The sequence below is a fragment of the Hydrogenobacter hydrogenophilus genome (assembly GCF_900215655.1).
In the GTDB taxonomy this organism is placed as follows: Bacteria; Aquificota; Aquificia; order Aquificales; family Aquificaceae; genus Hydrogenobacter; species Hydrogenobacter hydrogenophilus.
On the sequence record NZ_OBEN01000003.1, the window covers coordinates 106716 to 127097 of the forward strand.

The 20382-nt window shown below is 41.6% G+C and carries 23 protein-coding genes; 10 read left to right on the forward strand and 13 right to left on the reverse strand.

The genetic code is table 11. From position 1 onward, the window contains the following. Position 1: 1 nt before the first annotated feature. Both CP948_RS04335 and CP948_RS04340 read right to left on the reverse strand, forming a co-directional pair. Complete coding sequence (locus tag CP948_RS04335) at positions 2–1156, reverse strand: cell division FtsA domain-containing protein (protein WP_096601572.1); 1155 nt, start codon at positions 1154–1156, stop codon at positions 2–4. Continuing rightward, a complete protein-coding gene (locus CP948_RS04340; RefSeq protein ID WP_096601575.1) occupies positions 1153–2565 on the reverse strand; it encodes a GspE/PulE family protein in 1413 nt (470 codons plus the stop codon). The genes CP948_RS04335 and CP948_RS04340 overlap by 4 nt, the downstream gene beginning before the upstream one ends. 17 nt (positions 2566–2582) lie before the next feature. Here CP948_RS04340 and CP948_RS04345 point away from each other — a divergent pair, with 17 nt between their 5' ends. The 8 genes from CP948_RS04345 to CP948_RS04380 all read left to right on the forward strand — a co-directional run bounded on the left by CP948_RS04345 (position 2583) and on the right by CP948_RS04380 (position 10455). Then, positions 2583–2882: a hypothetical protein gene (locus tag CP948_RS04345; protein WP_096601578.1), complete on the forward strand. Its 300-nt coding sequence runs from the start codon at positions 2583–2585 to the stop codon at positions 2880–2882. 12 nt (positions 2883–2894) lie between these two features. Next, the gene (locus CP948_RS04350) at positions 2895–3446 is read left to right on the forward strand and encodes a DJ-1 family glyoxalase III (protein WP_096601581.1); all 552 of its coding nucleotides are present in this window, start codon (positions 2895–2897) and stop codon (positions 3444–3446) included. Further along, on the forward strand, positions 3443–4618 hold the full coding sequence (locus tag CP948_RS04355) for a class I SAM-dependent rRNA methyltransferase (RefSeq protein ID WP_096601656.1): 1176 nt from the start codon (positions 3443–3445) through the stop codon (positions 4616–4618). Before CP948_RS04350 ends, CP948_RS04355 begins: the two co-directional genes overlap by 4 nt. Next, positions 4618–5385, forward strand: coding sequence for an undecaprenyl-diphosphate phosphatase (locus CP948_RS04360; protein WP_096601584.1), 768 nt, complete (start codon positions 4618–4620; stop codon positions 5383–5385). The genes CP948_RS04355 and CP948_RS04360 overlap by 1 nt, the downstream gene beginning before the upstream one ends. 1 nt (position 5386) lies before the next feature. Then, the gene (locus tag CP948_RS04365) at positions 5387–6475 is read left to right on the forward strand and encodes an FtsW/RodA/SpoVE family cell cycle protein (protein ID WP_096601587.1); all 1089 of its coding nucleotides are present in this window, start codon (positions 5387–5389) and stop codon (positions 6473–6475) included. 81 nt (positions 6476–6556) lie between these two features. Next, a complete protein-coding gene (locus CP948_RS04370; protein WP_096601590.1) occupies positions 6557–7849 on the forward strand; it encodes a heterodisulfide reductase-related iron-sulfur binding cluster in 1293 nt (430 codons plus the stop codon). Positions 7850–7861: 12 nt separating this feature from the next. Beyond that, positions 7862–8953 (forward strand): 3-isopropylmalate dehydrogenase, encoded by a 1092-nt coding sequence (leuB, locus tag CP948_RS04375; protein ID WP_096601593.1) that lies wholly within the window; start codon positions 7862–7864, stop codon positions 8951–8953. Continuing rightward, positions 8938–10455, forward strand: coding sequence for a hypothetical protein (locus CP948_RS04380; RefSeq protein ID WP_096601596.1), 1518 nt, complete (start codon positions 8938–8940; stop codon positions 10453–10455). The genes leuB and CP948_RS04380 overlap by 16 nt, the downstream gene beginning before the upstream one ends. Here the strand turns inward: CP948_RS04380 and CP948_RS04385 are convergent. The 10 genes from CP948_RS04385 to CP948_RS04430 are packed head-to-tail and all read right to left on the reverse strand — an operon-like array spanning position 10450 to position 18068. Next, positions 10450–11406: an SAM-dependent methyltransferase gene (locus CP948_RS04385; RefSeq protein WP_096601599.1), complete on the reverse strand. Its 957-nt coding sequence runs from the start codon at positions 11404–11406 to the stop codon at positions 10450–10452. The two genes, CP948_RS04380 and CP948_RS04385, sit on opposite strands and share 6 nt — an antisense overlap. Further along, positions 11403–11768 (reverse strand): histidine triad nucleotide-binding protein, encoded by a 366-nt coding sequence (locus tag CP948_RS04390; RefSeq protein WP_096601658.1) that lies wholly within the window; start codon positions 11766–11768, stop codon positions 11403–11405. Before CP948_RS04390 ends, CP948_RS04385 begins: the two co-directional genes overlap by 4 nt. Positions 11769–11778: 10 nt before the next feature. Beyond that, complete coding sequence (locus CP948_RS04395) at positions 11779–12750, reverse strand: MBL fold metallo-hydrolase (protein WP_096601603.1); 972 nt, start codon at positions 12748–12750, stop codon at positions 11779–11781. Position 12751: 1 nt separating this feature from the next. Then, positions 12752–13660, reverse strand: a complete 909-nt coding sequence (locus CP948_RS04400) for a DUF302 domain-containing protein (protein WP_096601606.1) — start codon at positions 13658–13660, stop codon at positions 12752–12754. Then, a complete protein-coding gene (gene soxB / locus CP948_RS04405) occupies positions 13657–15417 on the reverse strand; it encodes a thiosulfohydrolase SoxB (protein WP_096601609.1) in 1761 nt (586 codons plus the stop codon). Before soxB ends, CP948_RS04400 begins: the two co-directional genes overlap by 4 nt. Positions 15418–15427: 10 nt before the next feature. Continuing rightward, the gene (gene soxX, locus CP948_RS04410; protein ID WP_096601612.1) at positions 15428–15991 is read right to left on the reverse strand and encodes a sulfur oxidation c-type cytochrome SoxX; all 564 of its coding nucleotides are present in this window, start codon (positions 15989–15991) and stop codon (positions 15428–15430) included. A gap of 13 nt (positions 15992–16004) precedes the next feature. After that, on the reverse strand, positions 16005–16784 hold the full coding sequence (soxA, locus tag CP948_RS04415; RefSeq protein ID WP_096601615.1) for a sulfur oxidation c-type cytochrome SoxA: 780 nt from the start codon (positions 16782–16784) through the stop codon (positions 16005–16007). A 15-nt stretch (positions 16785–16799) separates the two neighbouring features. After that, the gene (soxZ, locus tag CP948_RS04420; protein WP_096601618.1) at positions 16800–17129 is read right to left on the reverse strand and encodes a thiosulfate oxidation carrier complex protein SoxZ; all 330 of its coding nucleotides are present in this window, start codon (positions 17127–17129) and stop codon (positions 16800–16802) included. A 22-nt stretch (positions 17130–17151) separates the two neighbouring features. Further along, the gene (soxY, locus tag CP948_RS04425) at positions 17152–17598 is read right to left on the reverse strand and encodes a thiosulfate oxidation carrier protein SoxY (RefSeq protein ID WP_096601621.1); all 447 of its coding nucleotides are present in this window, start codon (positions 17596–17598) and stop codon (positions 17152–17154) included. Between the two features lie 59 nt (positions 17599–17657). Continuing rightward, the gene (locus CP948_RS04430) at positions 17658–18068 is read right to left on the reverse strand and encodes a thioredoxin family protein (protein ID WP_096601624.1); all 411 of its coding nucleotides are present in this window, start codon (positions 18066–18068) and stop codon (positions 17658–17660) included. Between the two features lie 105 nt (positions 18069–18173). On the opposite strand from CP948_RS04430, the gene CP948_RS04435 reads away from it, so the two are divergent. Further along, a complete protein-coding gene (locus tag CP948_RS04435) occupies positions 18174–19043 on the forward strand; it encodes a PSP1 domain-containing protein (protein WP_096601627.1) in 870 nt (289 codons plus the stop codon). Beyond that, positions 19015–19809, forward strand: coding sequence for a radical SAM protein (locus CP948_RS04440; RefSeq protein WP_096601660.1), 795 nt, complete (start codon positions 19015–19017; stop codon positions 19807–19809). Before CP948_RS04435 ends, CP948_RS04440 begins: the two co-directional genes overlap by 29 nt. On the opposite strand, the gene CP948_RS04445 is transcribed toward CP948_RS04440, so the two are convergent. Beyond that, positions 19806–20219, reverse strand: coding sequence for a septal ring lytic transglycosylase RlpA family protein (locus CP948_RS04445; protein WP_096601630.1), 414 nt, complete (start codon positions 20217–20219; stop codon positions 19806–19808). The two genes, CP948_RS04440 and CP948_RS04445, sit on opposite strands and share 4 nt — an antisense overlap. Positions 20220–20382 lie beyond the last annotated feature (163 nt).

Consider the following 20382-nt stretch of genomic DNA (forward strand, 5'->3'; position numbering starts at 1 on the left):
CCTACTTTATCTCAAGCTCAAACTCTACGCTTCCAGTAGGTGTTTTCTTTATCTTCTGAGGATTTATCTGGCTTATTACCTCCTCTTTGCCCTCACCCCTAATAGTTAGCTTACCATCCAAAAACTCTATGGAATAGACTTTAATATCCGGCTTTAGTTTTTGGGAAAGTTCGGAAAGCTTCTTTGTAAGTTCGTATGGCTCTTCCGCAGAAACTTTTGATCTTACCTGATCGTAAAGAGAAACAATGGGGGTACCTGGGAAGGTTTTTTTAAACTCTTCCCTTTCCAAACTTCTCAGATTATCCCAAGACCAAAGCATGCCCGTTAAAACGTAAGACCCCAGGAAAAGCAAAATGCTTGACCCTGTCAGCAGAGATACCGTCTTTAACTGTTCCTTTGGAAGTTCTTTTTCCACAAAGTCTGGGTATGGTTTTTTGACCAAAAACTTTAGACTTGCACCAAAAGCTGTGTTAAGAGTAGGATCACAGTAATGATTGTTAAGAGCTTTTTGGAAAAGCTCTTCTATTCCTTTTATCTTGGAACCACCACCGCTTAAGAGCACATGCTCATCAGTTAGGTTAAAACCTAAAGAGCTTAGTATATCTTGCATGCCCCTTTTGACTTCTTCAAGGTTAAAACCCTTTTCTTTCTTTAGCTCTTCTGCGCTTTGAAAGTCCAAGCTTCTTTCCTGTGCGATAAGTTCAGTAAGGTAGTCCCCGCCCTTCATCAAAACACGGTAGGCACTTAGCAAACCGTCCTTCAGGCTTATTAGAGTGGTTTTTCTTCTTCCTATGTCCAAAAGGTATGCATTTTCATAACCCAACACTTGCAACACCCTTGCAAGAGCAAACACCTCAAGCTCCACATTAAAGCAGTCTTCAGGCTGATAATCTCTATACACTCCTAAGAAGACCTTATCTTGGTAAAGGGAGAAGTCCCAACTTACCTTTCCATACCTTTGCTCCACATCAAGAGCGTAGAAACTTCTTAACTGGCTTATCTTTCTTGAAAAGGCTTGTTCTATTCTTACCAAGCAGAGGTCTGAGGGTATTACGCATATTTTTCTGCCTGTTTTTTGCGTAGGCCTCCATGTATTTTTCAGAAGGTGCTTTTCAACACTGAATAGCTTTTTTCCATCTACACCCGTGTATATCATTCTTCTACCTTTACCGCTCTCATGAGCTCTTCAGGCGTAGTTATACCCTTTATGACCTTTTCAAGTCCATCTTCGTACATGGTTCTAAAACCTAACTCTTTTGCTTTCTTTCTTATCTCGTTAGCATCTTGGGTTTTTATGATGAGTTGTTTTAGCTCATCGCTGAGCTCCAAAACTTCGTAAATGCCTGTCCTTCCCCTATAACCCGTTCCCATACACATATCGCACCCTCTACCTCTATAGAAGGTATAGCTCCCCTCAAGTCCCAGTTGGGACAGCTCTTCCTTTGTGGGCTTATAAGGCTCCTTGCAGTGCTCACACACTTTCCTAACAAGTCTTTGAGCAAGCACACCCTCCAAAGAAGAAGCTATAAGGAAGGGTTCTATACCCAGATCAGAAAGCCGGGTAATAGCAGAGGGCGCATCGTTAGTGTGCAGGGTGGAAAGCACCAAATGTCCTGTGAGTGCTGCATGAACCGCTATTTGAGCAGTTTCGCTGTCTCTTACCTCTCCTACCATTATGATGTCTGGGTCCTGTCTTAGGATGGCTCTTAGTCCGCTGGCAAAGGTTAGTCCCACCTTTGGATTTACCTGTATCTGGCTAACTCCCTTTACTTGGTACTCAGGTGGGTCTTCTATGGTTATTATGTTCTTCTCAGGGCTTTTTACATGGAGGATCATGGCATATAAGGTCGTGCTTTTCCCTGCGCCTGTGGGACCTGTGGCTAACACTATGCCGTATGGTTTTTTGGCAAGCCTCTTAACCTTTTCAAGGTCTTGCAGAGAAAGTCCCAGTTCCTCAAGGGTGAGCATACTTCCTGACCTGTCAAGGAGTCTAAGGACCACCCTCTCTCCAAAAGTGGTAGGAACTATGGATACCCTTATGTCCAAGTCCCTTCTACCTATCCTGACTCTTATCTTTCCATCCTGAGGAACTCTCCTTTCCGCAACATCTAAGTTGGCAAGCACTTTTATACGTGAAATGACAGATTCATGTAGAGAGAGTGGTATACTCATGTAGTCGTGAAGTCTTCCGTCAAGCCTAAACCTAACAAAAGACACATCTTCGTAAGGCTCTATGTGTATGTCAGAAGCAGAAAGGGTGGTGGCTTTTATAAGGGTGGAGTTTACAAAGCTCACCGCAGGGCTCTTTTCTTCTTCAAGAAGTATATCCTTTTGCTCTCTGTCTTCTTCTACAGCAGTTTCTATGAAAACCTCTTCCTGTGCGAGCCTCTTTTGTAGCTCTTTGGAAAACTCCTCTTCTTCTACCTCCAACACCTCAACGCTTTTGCCAGTGATAAACCTTATTTCTTCCACAGAGAAGACATCATAACCTTTGGGAACGAGCAGTTTTATATAGTGCTTACCCTCCTCAATGGGTATAAGTCTGTAGGTTTTTATTATGTCCATGTGTTAAATTTTAAAACATGGGTGATTTTACGAAAGCAGGTCTTGATAAAGGTGATATAGAGAAGGAGCTTCTTCATACTCTCACCTCCGCTAAGGTGCTCTATAGAACATACATGATAAACATAGATGACTATACATCAGAAGAGCTTTCTGCAGACATCAAAGAGTACCAGTATCAGCTTGAGAACATCGTGATCCCTTTAGTCAAAAGGGCAGAAGCTACCAAAAACTCAAAGCTCATAGATATGGCGTACGAGATAAGATACATTTACGAAAAGCTCATTTCCGCTATAAAATTAAAGCTTGAGCATCCTTAAGGAGGTTAAAGCATGCCAAAAGTAGCTATAATACTTGCAGATGGCTTTGAAGAAGTAGAAGCTGTAGCTCCTATCGATGCTCTAAGAAGGGCAGGTGTGGAAGTTATTATAGCGGGGCTTTCAAAAGAACCTGTTGCAAGCGCAAGGAATGTAAGGATAGTGCCAGATGTATCTGTAGATGAGCTGAACCCTCAAGAACTTGACATGATCATTCTTCCGGGTGGTGCAGGTGGGGTAGAAAAGTTAAAGCAAGACAAAAGGGTCGAAGATCTTGTAAAAGCGGTTGAAAGTAAGGGTAAGTACATATCTGCCATATGCGCAGCTCCTACCGCTCTTGCCAAGTTTGGTCTGTTGGAAGGTAAGAGAGCCACAGCGTATCCCACACTCAAAGAAGACATAAAGCCTGCGCTCTATGTAGAAGATAAAGTGGTTGAAGATGACAGGGTGATCACCAGTCAAGGTCCTGGCACAGCACTGCTCTTTGGGATAAAGCTTGTGGAAAAGCTCGTAGGTAAAGAGAAGGCTCGCGAGGTAGCCCAGAAAATGCTCGTAGAATGGGAATGATCCAAGTGAGGGTAAAGCCCGGCGTAGAAGAGAAACTCAGAGCTTACTTTCCGTGGGTTTACAGACCTGAAATAGCAAGCTATTCCAGAAAACCCCAAAAGGGTGAACATGTGGTAGTCAGAGATGCGGGAGGGCACTTCCTCGGATATGGATACATAAACCCCCAAGTGAGTATAAGCATAAGACTTCTCTCTTTCAGCAAGGACAAAAAGATATCCAAAGAACTCATAGAGGAGAGAATACAGCAAGCCTACAACTACAGGAAAAGCCTTTCTTTGGATACAGACTCTTACAGGTTAGTGCATTCAGAAGGAGACTTTCTACCAGGGCTTATAGCGGATGTCTATAAAGACTACGTAGTGCTTGAGTTTACCACATTTGGCATGAACTTGATGAGAGATTGGGTGATTTCAGCCATAGTGGATACTTTAAAACCCAAAGGTATTTACGAAAAAAGAAACGAATACGCACAGAGCATAGAAGGATTTGAAACCCAAGGAGGAGTCATATACGGAGAAGTACCAGAAGAGATCATAATACGCGAGGGAGACCTCAGATACTACGTTAACATTCCCCAAGGACAAAAAACTGGCTTTTACTTAGACCAAAGATACGCAAGAAGGTTAATTAGACAGCTGGTAAAGCCGGGATACGTCTGTCTTGACATCTTCTGCCATACGGGTGGTTTTGCTCTCAACATGAGAAAGGCTGGCGCCCAAAGGGTAATAGCGGTTGATATATCTCCTCAGGTTTTAGAAGTTGGCAGAAGGAATGCAGAGCTCAACGGTCTTGATGGTATAGATTGGGTGGAAGCTAATGCCTTTGACTTTATGAGAAAGCTACATGCAGAGGGTCAAACCTTTGACTTGGTTCTTATGGATCCCCCTTCCTTTGCCAAGAATAAAGCCAGCCTACCCAACGCTCTCAGAGGCTACAAAGAGCTATTAGTTAGAGGCCTTCACATTACAAAAAAAGGTGGCATATTGGTCATCTACTCCTGTTCCTTTCACATCACCTTGGATCATCTTATTCAGGTACTCCTTGATGCAGCAAAAGATGTAAAAAGACACATAAGGGTTTTAAAGGTCAGTTTTCAGGATCTTGACCACCCTTGGATACTTCAAGTACCAAACAGCCTATACCTAAAAGGTATATATGTGGAGGTGCTTTGATGAACATTTACCAAGCTGTGCTTTTGGGAATAGTAGAAGGACTTACAGAGTTCCTACCTGTGTCTTCCACAGGACACCTAATACTTACTGCACACATATTAGGCGTAGATAACAGTGGTTTTACAAAAAGCTTTGAGATAGCCATTCAGATGGGTGCCATAATGTCTGTTATCTTATTGTATGCCAAAAGACTTTCTACGGACTACGAAATGTGGAAGAGAATCTTAGTAGCCTTTTTACCTACAGGCATTTTGGGTTTTTTACTATACAAACTCATAAAAACCTACCTTATAGGCAACGACAAGGTTGTTGTGCTTTCTCTTATAGTAGGTGGTGTTTTCCTTCTCTTTGCGGATAGGGTTTGCGAACGCTTCTGCTATATAGGAGACATAAGGGCCATGAGCCTAAAACGAGCCTTTCTCATAGGCTTATTCCAATCCTTAGCCATGATACCCGGAGTTTCAAGATCTGCGTCTACTATAATAGGCGGTATGTTGGTTGGACTTCACAGAAAAGCCAGTGCAGAGTTTTCTTTCTTGTTGGCAGTGCCTACCATGATTATAGCAACTTCTTACGATGTTTATAAGTCTCATAGTACCTTTACACAAAGCGAATGGCATCTGCTTCTTATAGGTTTCTTATCAGCTTTTTTTACCGCTCTTTTGACGGTAAAAGTTTTTCTAAAATTTATATCTAAGCACTCCTTTTTTCCCTTTGGTATATACAGAATAGCCCTCGGTTTTTCGTACGCTCTCTTTTTCCTATAACATGGACAGGTGGATACTTTACGCAGTCATTTTGCTCTTCATTATAGGTGAGACAGTTATAATAAGCTCAAACCTTTTACCTTATGTTTTTGAGAACTATCGGGACCTTAGTATATACAAAAAGCCTATTTACCAACTTCTCACTTTTCTATTGGGTATGTTTCTTATAAGCAAAAAGTTTGATTATCTACTTCTCAAAAAAAAGTCTGTGGTTTACTCATTTGTGTCCGCATCTACACTTATGCTTATGATAGTGCTTGTGAAGAAGTATATAACACATAGGCATGTGGATAGATGGCTTATAGGTACAAGCTTGCAACCTTTGGAGTTTACAAAGGTCGCTCTTGTGATCTTTATAGCTTACTACTTGGTGGAAAAAGGGTCTATAAAGGAATGGAGATACATACTTTGGGCTTCTTTTTTGGTACTTATAAACGCTTTTCTCATTTCCCTTCAACCTGATAAAGGTGGAGCTGTGTTTCTTTTACTGCTCTGCGGAACCCTACTGTACGTTGGTGGTATTCCAAAAAAAGTTTACATACCTATACTAATGCTTTTTGTGCTGTTCACTCTATACATACTGACTTCCAAGTCTGGATATGTTGCGGAGAGATTTTCCGCATGGAAAGACCCCTTTGCAGACCCAGAAGAATCAGGATACCAAATTATTCAGTCTCTTTTTGCCTTCGCTCACGGCGGGCTGTGGGGAGTAGGTATAGGTAAAGGCTTACAAAAAATGGGAGCTTTGCCAGCTGCAGATACAGACTATGTGATATCACTCATAGGGGAAGAGTTTGGATTCATAGGTATTTTATTAGTTTTCTGTCTTTACTCTATACTTGTAGGCAGACTTCTTTACTTTACATACAAGATTAATGAACCCTTTGGTAAGCTACTGCTTTTTGGTATAGCCATGAACTTTGCTATCGCCTTTCTTTGGAATGTAGGTATGGCAGTAAACCTTCTTCCACCAAAAGGTATAGCCCTTCCGTTACTCAGTTATGGTCCTTCAAACCTTTTGTTTTCACTAATAGCTATATGGCTTGCTAAGTCCGTAATAAGCAGAGGCTCATTTCTTCCAAGGCTTTGAGCATCCTTCCTTAATTGCTTGACATTTGAAAATCTTTTGCATATAATAAAAAAATGTAATTACTTTAAGAAGGAGTGAATTATGCAAGATGTGTCCTTGGGTGGAGTAAAGGATTTTAACTTTGATATTAAAGACCCAAAGTTTCTTGACGAGGATGCTCTATGGGAAGAGGCAAAAAGAGTGTTTTCTAAGTGTAAAGACTGTAGAATGTGCATCTCTTACTGCCCATCTTTTCCGGCACTCTTTGATGCGGTAGACAGGCATGACGATGACATAAACGCCCTTAGCAAAGAAGAGCTGGCAAAACCTTTGGAGCTTTGTTTTCACTGTAAGCAGTGCTACTTTAAGTGTCCTTACACGCCTCCTCACGAGTGGAGGATAGACTTTCCGCACCTGTCTCTGAGATACAAAATATGGAAGTTCAAAAAGGAGGGTGCTAAACTCACAGACAAACTTATGCTCAACACAGACCTTGTGGGTAAGCTCTCTGTTGGTATGTCTTCCCTTGTAAATTCCGTAAAGGATGTAAAACCCGTAAGGGTTATTATGGAGAACTTTATGGGTGTGGATAGAAGAGCAAAGCTCCCACCCTTTAACTCCGAAACCTTTGTAGATTGGTTTGAAAAAAACAGAAAAAAGGTAAGAGGTGAAAATGGGAAAGTTGCCCTTTTTTATACTTGCCTTTTGAACTATAACTATCTTGAAAAGGGAAAAGCCCTCGTAAGAGTTTTTGAGAAAAACGACATACTCATAGAACTACCTCAGCAAGAGTGCTGTGGCATACCCTTCTTTGACATAGGCGATGTGGATGCAGTTATAAAAAAAGCAAAAGCTAATATAAAGTCTCTGAAAGCTTATGTGGATAAAGGATACGATATAGTAGTTCCCATACCTACCTGTGCCTTACAGATAAAGTACGAGTATCCGCTACTCCTTCCTGACGATCCGAATGCAAAGGCGGTAGCGGAAAAGGTTTACGATGTGCACCAATATCTCTGGAAACTTTACGAAGAAGGTAAATTAAACAAGGAGTTTAAAGTATCTATGGGGAACATAGCCTATCACATTCCGTGTCATCTTAAGTCCTTAAATGTAGGCTACAAAGCTGCAAACCTTATGAGGCTCATACCCAACACAAAGGTAAGGATTGTGGAAAGATGTTCAGGACATGATGGAACTTTTGGCGTAAGAAAGGAGACTTTTGACATGGCGTACAAGGTAGGCTCTAAGCTCTTTGAGGAACTAAAAGGTGCTCAAGCAGACCTTTATGTATCAGACTGTCCTTTGGCAAGCAATCAGATAGAACTCGGTACAGGTAGAAGACCACTGCACCCTATAGAGGTTCTTTGGAAAGCTTACGGCGAAGAAGCGTAGTATAATAAAGGAATGCCTTCCTTTAAGATAGCCGTTTTGAAAGGTGATGGTATAGGTCCAGAGATAGTCCAAAGTGCGCTACAGGTTCTTGAAAAAGTAGGAGAGCTTTTTGGTTATAGCTTCACCTTTGAAGAGGGGCTGATCGGAGGCGTAGCTATAGACCAAAAGGGTGATCCCCTTCCTCAGGAAACTCTTGAGCTCTGTTTGAAATCTGACGCTGTACTTTTGGGAGCGGTAGGTGGTCCCAAGTGGGATGATCTTCCTACCCATAAGAGGCCAGAAAAGGGTCTTCTTGGCATTAGAAAAGCCCTTGACCTATATGCAAACCTCAGACCCGCAAAAGTTTATGAACCTCTCATAAGCTCCTCACCTTTAAAAGATGATATAGTAAGAGGCACTGATTTTATAGTGGTAAGAGAGCTAACTGGTGATGTTTATTACGGTGAGCCCAGAGGGGTATTTAGGGAAAATGGTAAAAGGGTAGGTATAAACACAATGAGATATACAGAGGACGAGATAAGAAGGGTAGTTAGAAAATCCTTTGAGATAGCAAGGGGAAGGGAGAAAAAGCTCACCAGTGTGGATAAGTCCAACGTGCTTGAGGTAAGCGCTCTTTGGAGGGAGATAGTACAAGAGGAAAGCAAGAACTTTCCTGATGTTGAGGTAGAGCATCTTTATGTGGATAACTGTGCCATGCAGATAGTGAGGCGTCCCAGTTCCTTTGATGTGATAGTTACAGGCAATATTTTTGGTGATATACTCTCTGACGAGGCTGCAGTGATCACAGGAAGCCTTGGCATGTTGCCTTCAGCCAGTATTGGAGACAAACATGCCCTTTACGAACCTGTGCACGGCTCTGCACCAGACATTGCAGGTAAAGGAATAGCCAATCCCATAGCAACCATACTATCTGCAAGTATGATGCTAAGGTATTCCTTTGGACTAACACAGGTCGCTGATACTATTGAAAAGGCAGTAGAGATAGCTCTGCAGAGAGGCTATAGAACTCCAGACATATACACAGAAGGAACTAAAAAAGTAGGCACAAAAGAGATGACAGAAGCTATAATATCTGCTCTGGAGGATCTATGCGAAAGCTCTTAGTAGTACTCTTGATAGCTATCACATCAAGCGTTTTTGCACAGGATCCTATGGAAAACATTAAGAAGTTTTTCTCTCGGGAAGGCTATGTGATAAAGGTAGAAAAAGGACAGGTACTTATTGATATGGGCAGGGATCAGGTAAAGGTGGGAGAAGAATTTTCCGTTTTTGAAGAGGGTAAAGAACTTTTCCATCCCATTACAGGCAAACCCTTAGGAAAAGAGCGCAAAAAGGTGGGAGAAATAAAGATAGACCAGGTAGAGGACAACTTTTCCCGTGCAAAAGTGATCAAGGAAGAAGGTAGGATAAAAGTGGGCGATAAGGTAGTTCTTTCTGCAAAGGATGTGTGCTACGAGGGTTCAGAGGAGGGCTTTTTTAAAATAAGCTCTGTGGTAGAAGGTATAAAAAAGGGTAGTGGCTGTGCCTATACTGTGAAGGAGTTCAAAGATGGCTACGGTGTGGAGTTTCTCGGATCACCAGTAGCCTTTTACTCCATACCACAGGTAGTTAAACAGCAAATAGAGAGAGCAAGCCTTAGAGATCTCAGACTCCTCGCAAGAAGTAGGCTTATAAAGGCTCTTCCGTCCATACCCATCTCCGCAGATGTAGGGGACCTTATGGGCAACGGCAAAGAGTACCTTGCCATTCTCTATTCTGGAAGGGTAGAAGTTTACGAGCTTTTAAAAAATGACATAATCAAGAGATCCACTTACTCCTTACCTGCCGGAAGTGCGGTTAACCTTGTGGTGGCAAGGGTAGGCAAAGAAGATAAGGACTACATAATAGTGAACATGATATCCGGGGATAAAGCAAGCTCCCTTATACTCAAGATGGTAGGAGATAGCTTAGTTCCTGTAAAAACAGACATACCTTACATAATGGGCGTACTAGACAAGAGCAAACCAAAGGAAACCTTTGTAGGTCAAAGCTTTGATTTTGACAACAAATTCGGTAAAGTGGTAAGGCTCTCTTTTGAAGGGGATAACTTAAAAGAGGTAGGCATTTATTCCGTTCCAAGGGGCTTCAGAATTGACAGTGCTTTTTACTACAAAAACTATCTGGTGTTTACAGATGGTTCTGGAAGGGTAAGGGTGTTTGACGGTTCTAACGAAGTGTTCTCTTCTGACGAAAGCTTTGGTGGCTCTTACTCTTATGTGGAAGTAGCGGTTGGATCTGCAGGTAAGATAAATTACATTTTTAATCCAAGGGGTGCTGTAGGAGATATCTTGGGTTTTAAGGTAGCTTATGTGGTAAAAAACTCTGCAGGAATAGTCCAGAGATTTCTTGACATAGTCAAATACTCAAGGGGTGATATATTCATTCTTGACGAGGAGAGAAAGGATATCATTAACTTCAAACAGCTTGTAGGTGGTAATTTGGAGGAAGCTATACAGTCAGTGATATTTACAAAGGATGGAAGGCTTCTTGTGCTTACTGGAAGGACAGGAACTATTCCCATACAGAACAAAGGAGAGCTTTACGAGATTGAGATAAGGGCTTTATGACGAAACTTTTTCCTGCACAAGAACTTTAAACCTGTCTCCCATACTCACAAGCATAGTTTTAAGTCTGGAAAGCCTCTCTATGTCTTCTGAATCTTGGGATAAGCTTAACCTTTCAAGCTCTTCAAGAAAAGAAGGAGAGGATATGAGAAAATCTCTTAGGTTATTAAGGTATACGGTTTTGAGTCCTACCTCTTTACCGTATTCCACTACCGCTGAGAAGTTAACCATGACTGTGATATCAAAGGGAGGTGCTTCTTTCACAATGTCCTTTACCACCTTGTGGGACTTATAACCTACTACTGTACCTTCCACATACCTGTGCATCTCATTAGATGTATAACCGTAATCTATGAGTAGATGATAACCCTTAAGAAGGTGTTGGGAGATAGCTTTTAAAAAATCCAAACACTCAAGACAAACCTCAATCACATGATTTTTGTCTTTGTAGTTCATGCGTTCCAAAAAAAGGCTTATTCTCTCATCACTTATTGGTCCCCACAGCTCTTTACCATTATCTACATATAGCTCTTTACCATCTTTTACTACATGAACGGGAAGGCAATCAAAGAACTCGTTGGAAAATATAACCCCTTCCAGAGGTATAAGCTCGCATGTCCAAAAGACTTTACCTTCAAATTCTTTGAGTCTCTCTTTTTGAAGAGCCAGAAGGTAAGGGCTACTTTCGTATATGTAGTAGGTAAGATGAGGATAAATGTTTGGGTACTTACTTTTGAAGGTGCTAAGAATGTCGTAAGCCAAGCTTCCATTCCCTCCACCTAACTCTAAGAGCGCGGGAGAGCTCATGTCATGTATAAGTTGATAAAGATGGTCAGAGAGTGCCATGCCAAAAGCCCTATCCAATTCGGGTGCGGTGAAGAAATCCCTCCCTATTTTTGTGCTTGAATAGTATTCTTTGACACGCTCTTTCATAAAGTCTTTAAAGCTTTTCATCCGGGTGGCCAGCTCATCTGTCTTCCACCTATGAGGTGAAGGTGAAGGTGAAAGACACTCTGCCCTGCATCTTTTCCTACATTAAAGACAAGCCTGTAGCCTCTATTTAGGTTTTCATCTGGTGCAATTCCGAGCTTTTCAGCTATAATCCTAGCAGTGTATAACATGTGTCCTACAACTTTCTCATCTTCTTCTTGCATTTCTTGAATGCCAAGTATGTGCTTTTTGGGAACTATAAGTATGTGAATAGGAGCTACGGGGTTTATGTCGTGAAAAGCATATACCATGTCATCCTCATAAACACCCTTTGAAGGAACTTCCTTGGAAACGATCTTACAAAATATGCAGTCCTTCATAACTATAATGATACAACTAATTTTGAGGTGCTTCAAGCATTTCCCTTTCTATCTCAAAGTAAATGTAATATGCATTAACAGGGTTCACATCAAAAAACGCGCCCACCTGTGCATACTCCGGGTTTAGCTTTAGCATCTCCTCGTTGGCCTTATCTCTGACTTCTTGTATATTAAGTCCTTGCTCATATAATTTTTTCACCACACTCCTTATGTCTTGTATGTATCGCATAGTCCATAAAACTTGTTTTTGTATGGCTTCTTCACCCTTTAAGTAAGGTCCATGTCCCGGAAGAAGCAAGAGAGGCTTTATTTGCAGTATCCTGTCAAGGCAGTCCAGCCATGTTTTTGAGTTTCCAGAACCCAAAAAAGGCACTCTTCCACCAAAAACCAGATCCCCAGCAAAAAGTATTCTTCTTGAAGGCATGTACATAACTATGTCTCCGTTAGTGTGAGCTTTGCACCAGTGATGTATTTCAAAACTCTCATCACCTAGGTGTATAGTTAAGGATTCAGAAGTGGTTATGTCTGGTTTTATTAGCTTAGTTCCTTCCATGTGTTTTCCAAGCAACTGCTTTCTTGCTTTGAGCATGTTTTGACTTTCTTCACTAGACAGATACTGATAAGACCAAGGGTGTGCTATAACTGTAGCTCCTACCTCTTTAAAAGCACCAAGTCCGTAAAAATGGTCTGTGTGATAGTGGGATATCACTACATACTTTATGGGCTTTTTGGTAATACTCCTTATGGTTTCCAAAAGCTCTTTTCCAAGTTTATAAGTGCTTAGAGCATCAAAGACAATTACAGCATCTTTTGTTATCACAAAGTAAGCGTTGGATATAAAACCTCTGTTTTTATTATTCACCTGCTCGTAAGTGCCAAAAACACCATAGATATCTCTATCTATTTCTTGGATAGTTTCCTTTACATGCTTTGGGTAATATGGGAAAGCAGGATAGAGAAACAAAAGCAATAAGAGAAGGAGGTGCATATCACTCTCCTTTCACTTCTTTTATTGCGGATTTTATGTCCCTGTCAGCTTTTTCAAATACTTCTACTGCATCTTTATGCAGATGTTTTCTGTACAGTTCTATCAAGGTTTGTATGTTTATATATCCTATACCAACACTTCCATCGGGCTTTTCGTAGAGATAGATCCTGCACGGTGCTAAAGTTCCAAAATGAGGAAACTCTCTTAGGATCTTCTCGCCATAGGTTAAGTTGCACGCAAGCATAAAAGAGTATTTGGGGCTTTCTTTTCTTACATCTTCTACCGCAAGTATGTTCATATTAACTCCGTCCAAAGAACTTTTAAGAAGCGTTTTCACATCGTCAAAATTCATACCTTTTATACTGTATGAGGTTTCAAAGGAAGCGTTTTTTAACTCTCTCATCATCTTTTTCAAATAACCCTTGCTGAACTTTCTTCTCTCTGGTTTTGCTATGCTTGAAATAACACGTCTGAGTTCTGAGTAAGTTCTGCTTATGAACTTTTTGTCCTCTTTTGAGATCTCCTTAGAGAAGGCTAAAAGGTAAGGCTTTTCGTTCACTATGGTTATGGACACGCTACCATCTTTGTTTTCGTATATGGCAACAGAGCAAGGGATAAGGTTGCTCATAAAGGGTGATCTCAAAAGTAGGTCTTCTTTTTCTTTTTTATCACAGGCAAGCAGGACTGTGTAGTTTGGAAAATCCTTTACACCTCTTGCCTTTATAGCTTCAGATATGGTAAGGGTGCGCAGAAGCTTAAGGTCTTTACCGTTTAACTCCTGCTTTAGCTCCTCCACAACCTCATTAAAGTTTGCATCTCTTACTTTGTAGGTGTAGAACATTAGACTGGTTATGTCTGCACCTAAGGATAAAAGGGGGAAAAGGAAAAGAATAAAGAGAAGCTTTTTCATGCTCTTGTCCTCCTGACCATACCTTTTCCGAAGGCTTCCAATGGGGGTGTGTACTTGGCATCAAGCACCTTCACATTTGGTGTTGGGTCTACATATATGTGCTTTTTCTTTCTTACATAGTCTATTACTATATCATAAACGGGCACAGGTTTGGCATCTGGCACTAAGCTTTCTGGTGGTGGTGTGGGTCCTCCGTAAACAGCTACAAGATACTCTTTCTTGGGATCAAGTTCCTTACCTTTTACCCAAGCTCTTTTGATCCTCTGCCCCTGCTTTGCTCCTATTTCTATCTCGTATTCCACATTGTAGAGCCTTGACATATCACCACCTTGCTGATAGAAGGGATCAGGATTGAACACGTTGTCCGCTACATCTTCCCAAACAGCTTTTAGTTGCTCACCCGTTCTCTTCATAACGTAAACATTGGGATATGTTATGGCGGTAAAGTCATAAATGTGATCCACTGTTATTTTTTGTCCTGGCAGGATAGTTGTTCCCCATCTGTAGCCTGGTGATGTTACTATATCCACACCGTGATAGTAGTCCGCTATAGCCATACCTGCAAGTCTGTCAAAGGTGCTAAAGAAGGTATCCCTTTTGTATATTAAAACTTCAGCAACACCTATCTCCTCTTTGAGCTTATCTTCGTAGGGCTTGTACCATTTGTCTATGAGCTCTTTGGCTCCTTTGTCCGCAGGTATGAGGTTGCTTGCCACAGGTATGAGTTTGAACCTGTAGTCTCTTATCTTTCCGTTCTTTATGTCAAGGTCCAGTCTTCCCACATACTTACCGTGAGAGCCAGCAATTACTATCATGGTGTTTCCAACAAAATAGGGCTTGGGGGTCACATCGTGAGTGTGTCCTGAGATGATGATGTCTATACCCTTTACTCTTTTTGCTAAGGCTATGTCCAAGGGTAAGCCGTCGTGAGAGAGTAAAATAACCGCATCTACTTTGTGCTTGTTTCTTAGCTCATCTACGAACTTTTGCATCTGCTCTTCTCTTACGCCAAAGCTCCATCCTTCAACAAACTCTCTTGGATTGGCTATGGGTGTAAAGGGGAAGGAGTTTCCAATGATTCCGAGTTTTACACCACCAACTTCTCTTATGGAGTAAGGTTTAAATATGAGGTCTCCAAAATCAGCATCTACTACATTTTGTGATATGAACTCTGCTTTGAGCTCCTTTAGTCTCTGAAGGAACTTCTCCTTTCCAAGGGTAAAGTCCCAGTGAGCTACCATAAGGTCATATCCCGTATAGTTCATCCAGTCCACCACCGCTTTACCTTCCGTGAAGAGTCCTATGGCTGTAGTGACCCATGTATCTCCACCATCAAGGACGAGCACTTTGTCCTTTCCTCTTTCATTCACTATGGATTTTATGATCCAAGTTATGTGCTCTCCTCCTCCCATCTTACCAAACTTTTCTGCGAGCTTTGGGAAGTTTACACAGCTTGCAAAGTATGCCTCAAGGGTGTCAGGTTTTATCCTATACATTTTCAAAAAGTCTTTGCCTGCAACGTATCCTGGAATGCCTTCAAGTCCCTTTGGTGGAACAAGATTCACAGGTTCAGAGAAGTAAAGGGGTCTAAGATGAGCATGAAGGTCCGTGGTAAATACTAAGGTCACATTACCAAGACTCTTAAAGGACATAAGGTCCTCAGCTTTCATCTTGGCAAGCGCAGACACTGGGTCTGCGCTCAGGTATGCTCCAGTTATTATGGCAAGTTCTAAAAAGTCCCTTCTTGTGAGTTGCATCAGTCTCCTCCTACTTGTTCACTGGGGATTCAGGGCTGTGAAGGTATGCTACTATATCCGCTATTTCCTCTGGGGTTAGTATACCGTGCACTCCCGCTCTGTACATTATACTGCAAGGTACATAAGCCCACGAGTTGTATATCTTTTCGTAGGTATATTTCACATCATTTTGACGCTTACCATAGTGCCTAAGTATGGGTCCTATGTTCCCACAGGCGAGTTCTTTGGGGTCCGCACAGTGGCAGGCATAACAGTTGCCCTTTCTTGGGTTTGCAAAGAGTTGTTCTCCCTTTTTCCAGTCCCCCACCAGCTTACCGTTTGGAGGATATTTGATAAGCTTCTTTTGTTCTTCAAGAAACTTGGCAACCATATCTGCAGGAACAGTTCCTTCTGGGTTAGAACAGAGCTTTTGAGCAGTGTCTTGCTTTGTATCCTCTTCAAAGGTAGGCTTTTTTTCCTCAGCCTTTGCTTGAGGGGGAGGTTTTGGCGCTTCCACAGGCTTGGGTTTTTCTTGCTGTGTTGGTGCGCAGGCAAAGAGAACCACACTTGACAGAAGAATAAAATGTCTCTTCATATCCTTTCCCTCCTCACCTTACAAATCCTGGTGTTTCTATGACACCACCGTTGGACTCATAAGCCATATAAAGGCTAAGGGCTATGTTAGTCCAATGGAAGTGGGGTGGTGGGGTCACTCTGATCTGACTATAGCACCCTCTTATCCTATCCTCCATAGTCCAAAGCTGGTCGTTGGAAAATCTGTAGGCAGGCCAGTGTGTTGCTACTTTGTCTTGCTTGACTCTTGCGAGGGTTTGGAGTCTTATCCTCTGACCTCCGTAGGTATCATGACAGATGGCGCAGGAGAAGTCCATTTTGCCAACTCGTGCATACCATAACTCTTTACCTTTTTGGTACATTTCCTTTTCCTTGGGATGTTCAAGCTTTACATCCATCTTCATGCCGTTGGAGAGGGTTGCTACAAAGGTGGCAATGCTCTTGAAGTTAATGTCGTGCTTTACATCTTTGACACCCATATACTTTTCCATACAGTACTTTATCCTTGTGTCAAGGTCTGCAACCGCATCCATGTCTTTGTAATACCTTGGCATGTGTGCGTATGCTCCCTTTAGGTATCTACCATCCTGACCGTGACAGCTTGAACACGACTTACCAGCAGAACCCATGGGCTTGTTAAATAGGTCTCTTCCTTGCTCTGCATAAACATCTCCGGGGAGTATACCCGTTTCCCTAAGAAGCATCTCCTTCTGCTTTTTGACTTCTTGTGCGGGGTCTTCCTGTTGTGCAAGAGCGTAAAAAACAACGCCTCCCGCTGTCCCTATCAATAGGGGTAATAACCACAACCTCCTCATACCTTTTCCTCCTTATTAAACCACGCTTATCTCTGCTGTCTTTTCCCATTTTCCTCCTTTGTTGTCCTCGTAGGAGATTTTGACTATACCACTCTCTTCTACCTTCAGAGTAATTCCTATAAAGGGATTGGCACTTACACCACCGCCCATATCGATAACCGACACTAACTTGTTGTTAAAGAACAATTCAAGCTTGGTAAGGTGGTGAGCAGGTATTAACTGTCCCGTTTGTGGATCCTTTCTGGTGCCTGGCTCCATAGGGTGCGTTATCACCATCTGCACCTTTACTATTTCTCCTTTCTTAGCTTCCTTTGGAACTCTTAGTATTCCAGCTCCTATAGCCATGCTTAACCTCCTTTTAGAGTTTTTATCCGCAACCGCCTACGGTTACTTTGACCTCCTTGGTTGCCATAAGGTACGAACCATCCTTTAGCTTAAGTATGGCTCTCACATTGGAAGTCTGACCCATTTTGATCCTTGTAGCAAAGTAAACCTTACCGTTCATAGGTGTGAGTTTTACATCTGCTATCCATGGACTTGGATTGTTATCAACAAATATCCATATACTATCTACTTTTTCTACAGGAATGTCTGACTCTACGGAAACAGGCACATTAGCACCGGATTCTGCAATGGTGGGTGCCTGAAGCTTCACATCTGCTGACTCCTTGATCTGAGAGAGAGACACTCCAAGCCTTTTTTGGATGTCTTCTTCAAGCTTGGACGCAGCTAAGGAAGGTCCAAAAAGACCCGGCACAAAGGTTAGGCCAGCAACTCCTACCGCTGATAGCACCAAGAACCGCCTTCTGTCCATGTTTACACCTCCTTAAAAGTTTATTTGCTGACAAGCCCTTACTCTTTCTCCCTGAATGATTAACACTTTTTTGTGCTTGACATTTCACAAGCCATCAGAAGTAATTTTATAAAATCCTCTTTGCTCCTACTTCCAAAGACCACGCTCATAACGGTGTCTTTTTTAGGATCGTAAAAAACAAAAGTGGGTGTGCCAAAAATGTTAAAGCGCCTTGCCCAGGCTCTACCTACCTGTGAGTCCATGCTTAAGGATACAACCACAAACTTGTCTAAATATTTGGAAACCTTTTCATCACTAAAAACAAAGGTCTCCATCTGAAGGCAGTAAGGACAATGCTCCGAATGGAAGTAAAACATCACAGGTTTTTGTTCTTTTTTTGCATACTCTATACCGCGGATAGGATCACTGAACCAATCACCTGCTCCTGCAAAACCAAGCAAAAAAAACAATACAAAAAGCAGTTTCCTCATATGTATTGCTATATTATATTAATGTCTGTGATATGAGTAGTGCTATAAATTTTACTTATGCGGGCATAAGAAATAAAAATAATGTGCTTGAAAAGGAGGTAAACCATGTCTTACATAAAGGCAAAATTTCAGGATACGGGTAAGATTCTTCAAGTTGAAGGTGTATGGGACGATGACATAAACAGGGATGACTTTATAGTTGTCAATTCTGAAAAGGGTGAAGAGGTGGTCAGAGTGTTGGGAATATCCAAAGAGCCTTCTCCTATAAAAGCCACCTTTTTAAGAAAGGCAAAGGACGAAGATATAAGGAGGATGGAGGAGAATTTAGAAAAAGCTAAAGACCTATACAACCTGTGTAAGGAAAAAATATCACAGCATGGGCTTGATATGAAACTTATAAAGGCATACGTTCCCTTGGATGAGAGAAAGGTGTTTTTTTACTACACTGCTGAGCAGAGGGTGGACTTTAGGAATCTCGTAAGAGACTTGGCAAAGGTTATAAAGAAAAGGATAGAGATGAGACAGGTAGGCGTAAGGGATGCGGTGCAGATGATGGGTTGGATAGGTGCGTGCGGTGAAGTACCTTGTTGCGTAAGGTTTGCTGAGAATTTTGAATCCATATCCCTAAAAGACATAGAAGAGCAAAATCTTCCCCTTTCACCAGCAAAGTTTACTGGTCCTTGTGGAAGACTCATATGCTGTCTTGCTTACGAAAGAGATAACTATATAGTCAAAAACATCCTTCCGGAAACAGGTACAGAACTGTGTTTTAACGGCAAAGTCATTCAGATACTCTACATAGACCCACCAAGGGGTAAGGTGCTTGTCCAAACGGAAGGCAGGAAAGAAGAAATAGACCTTTACAAGCTTTTACCCTATGACTACGAAAAGGCTCTTAGACACTGCAAAAGCTGTGGGCTCTGTTGTAGAAGAACCTATAAAGAAGATGAGGCTTATATCAGCGCTCAGGAGTGAGCTTAACGAGCTTTTTATTTTTGAATTGGAAGATGGCAACAGGGTGGAAGCGGTGTTTTACCGTGGGGACACTTTGTGTGTTTCTACTCAGGTGGGCTGTGCCATTAGGTGTCCCTTTTGTCTTTCAGGAAGCAATGGACTTGTGAGAAATTTAACCTCCGAGGAAATATATAAGCAGTATGACCTTCTCAAAGATAGCTTTCCTATAAAGAGAATAGCTATTGCAGGCATAGGAGAACCTTTGATGAACTATCAGAATGTAGTGGAAAGTTTTTGGAAGTTTAAGAAAGCAGGGTTAAAGGTTTCCTTTTACACCACAGGTTTTCCGTATAAGTATCTGAAAGACCTCCTAAGACTTCCTCACAATGGACTCACCGTATCCATACACTCCACAAAAAGCGACAAGAGAAAAATACTTGTCCCACACGGTGGTGATATAGATGCACTGATAGACACTCTAAGAGAAGAACTTGCATCTATGTCAAAAGCTAAGAAAAAGAAAATAAGCCTTGCTTACCTTTTGATAAAAGGTGTGAATGATAGCTACGAGGATCTTGATAGTTTTGCTAAGCTTGTTTCAGAACTTGGAGTAGGAGCTACTTTACTTTACTATAACACTACTGGCTCTTTTGAACCGCTGAGCGAAAAGGAATATGAAGAGAAGTTTCTTTTTCTAAAAAGATACGGTATAAGAGTGACCCTATCAACCCGTTTTAGGAAAGATCCTTTAGGTGGATGTGGTACGCTGATAGTTAACAGAAATTAGAAGGTTTTTATTAAGTCCTTTAAATACTCATCGTCTGCGCTTTTCTCTTGGTCTGCAACACAGTAAAGAGGTATAGCGCTTACTCTTACCTTACCTTTACTGAGTATTCCGAGTTTTTCTGCAGAAGCTTTTGAAAGGTCAAGTATTCTGTGCTTGACAAAAGGTCCTCTGTCAGTTATCCTGACCACTACTTCCTTACCGTTTTCTAAGTTTTTGACAAGCACATAAGTGTTTAATGGAAACACCTTAGATGCTGCGGTGTACTTGTACTTATCAAAGGTCTCACCACTTGCAGTTCTTTTTCCGTGAAACTCCTTACCATACCAAGATGCATAACCTTCTACCTGCTTACACTCATCCTTGGCTAAAGCAAAACCACAACAGATGAAAAGTAAAACTGCTATTAGCATTTTGAACCTCCTTGGGAAGGTTTGTTATGAAGGATAACATACAAAAAAGTGAATTGTCAAGTCAGTATGAGACTGTTTAAAAAATAGCAAAAAAGCTCCCCACAATGGGGAGATAATATTAGAATGAGAAACAAAAAACACAAACAGATCGTAAAGTTCATAG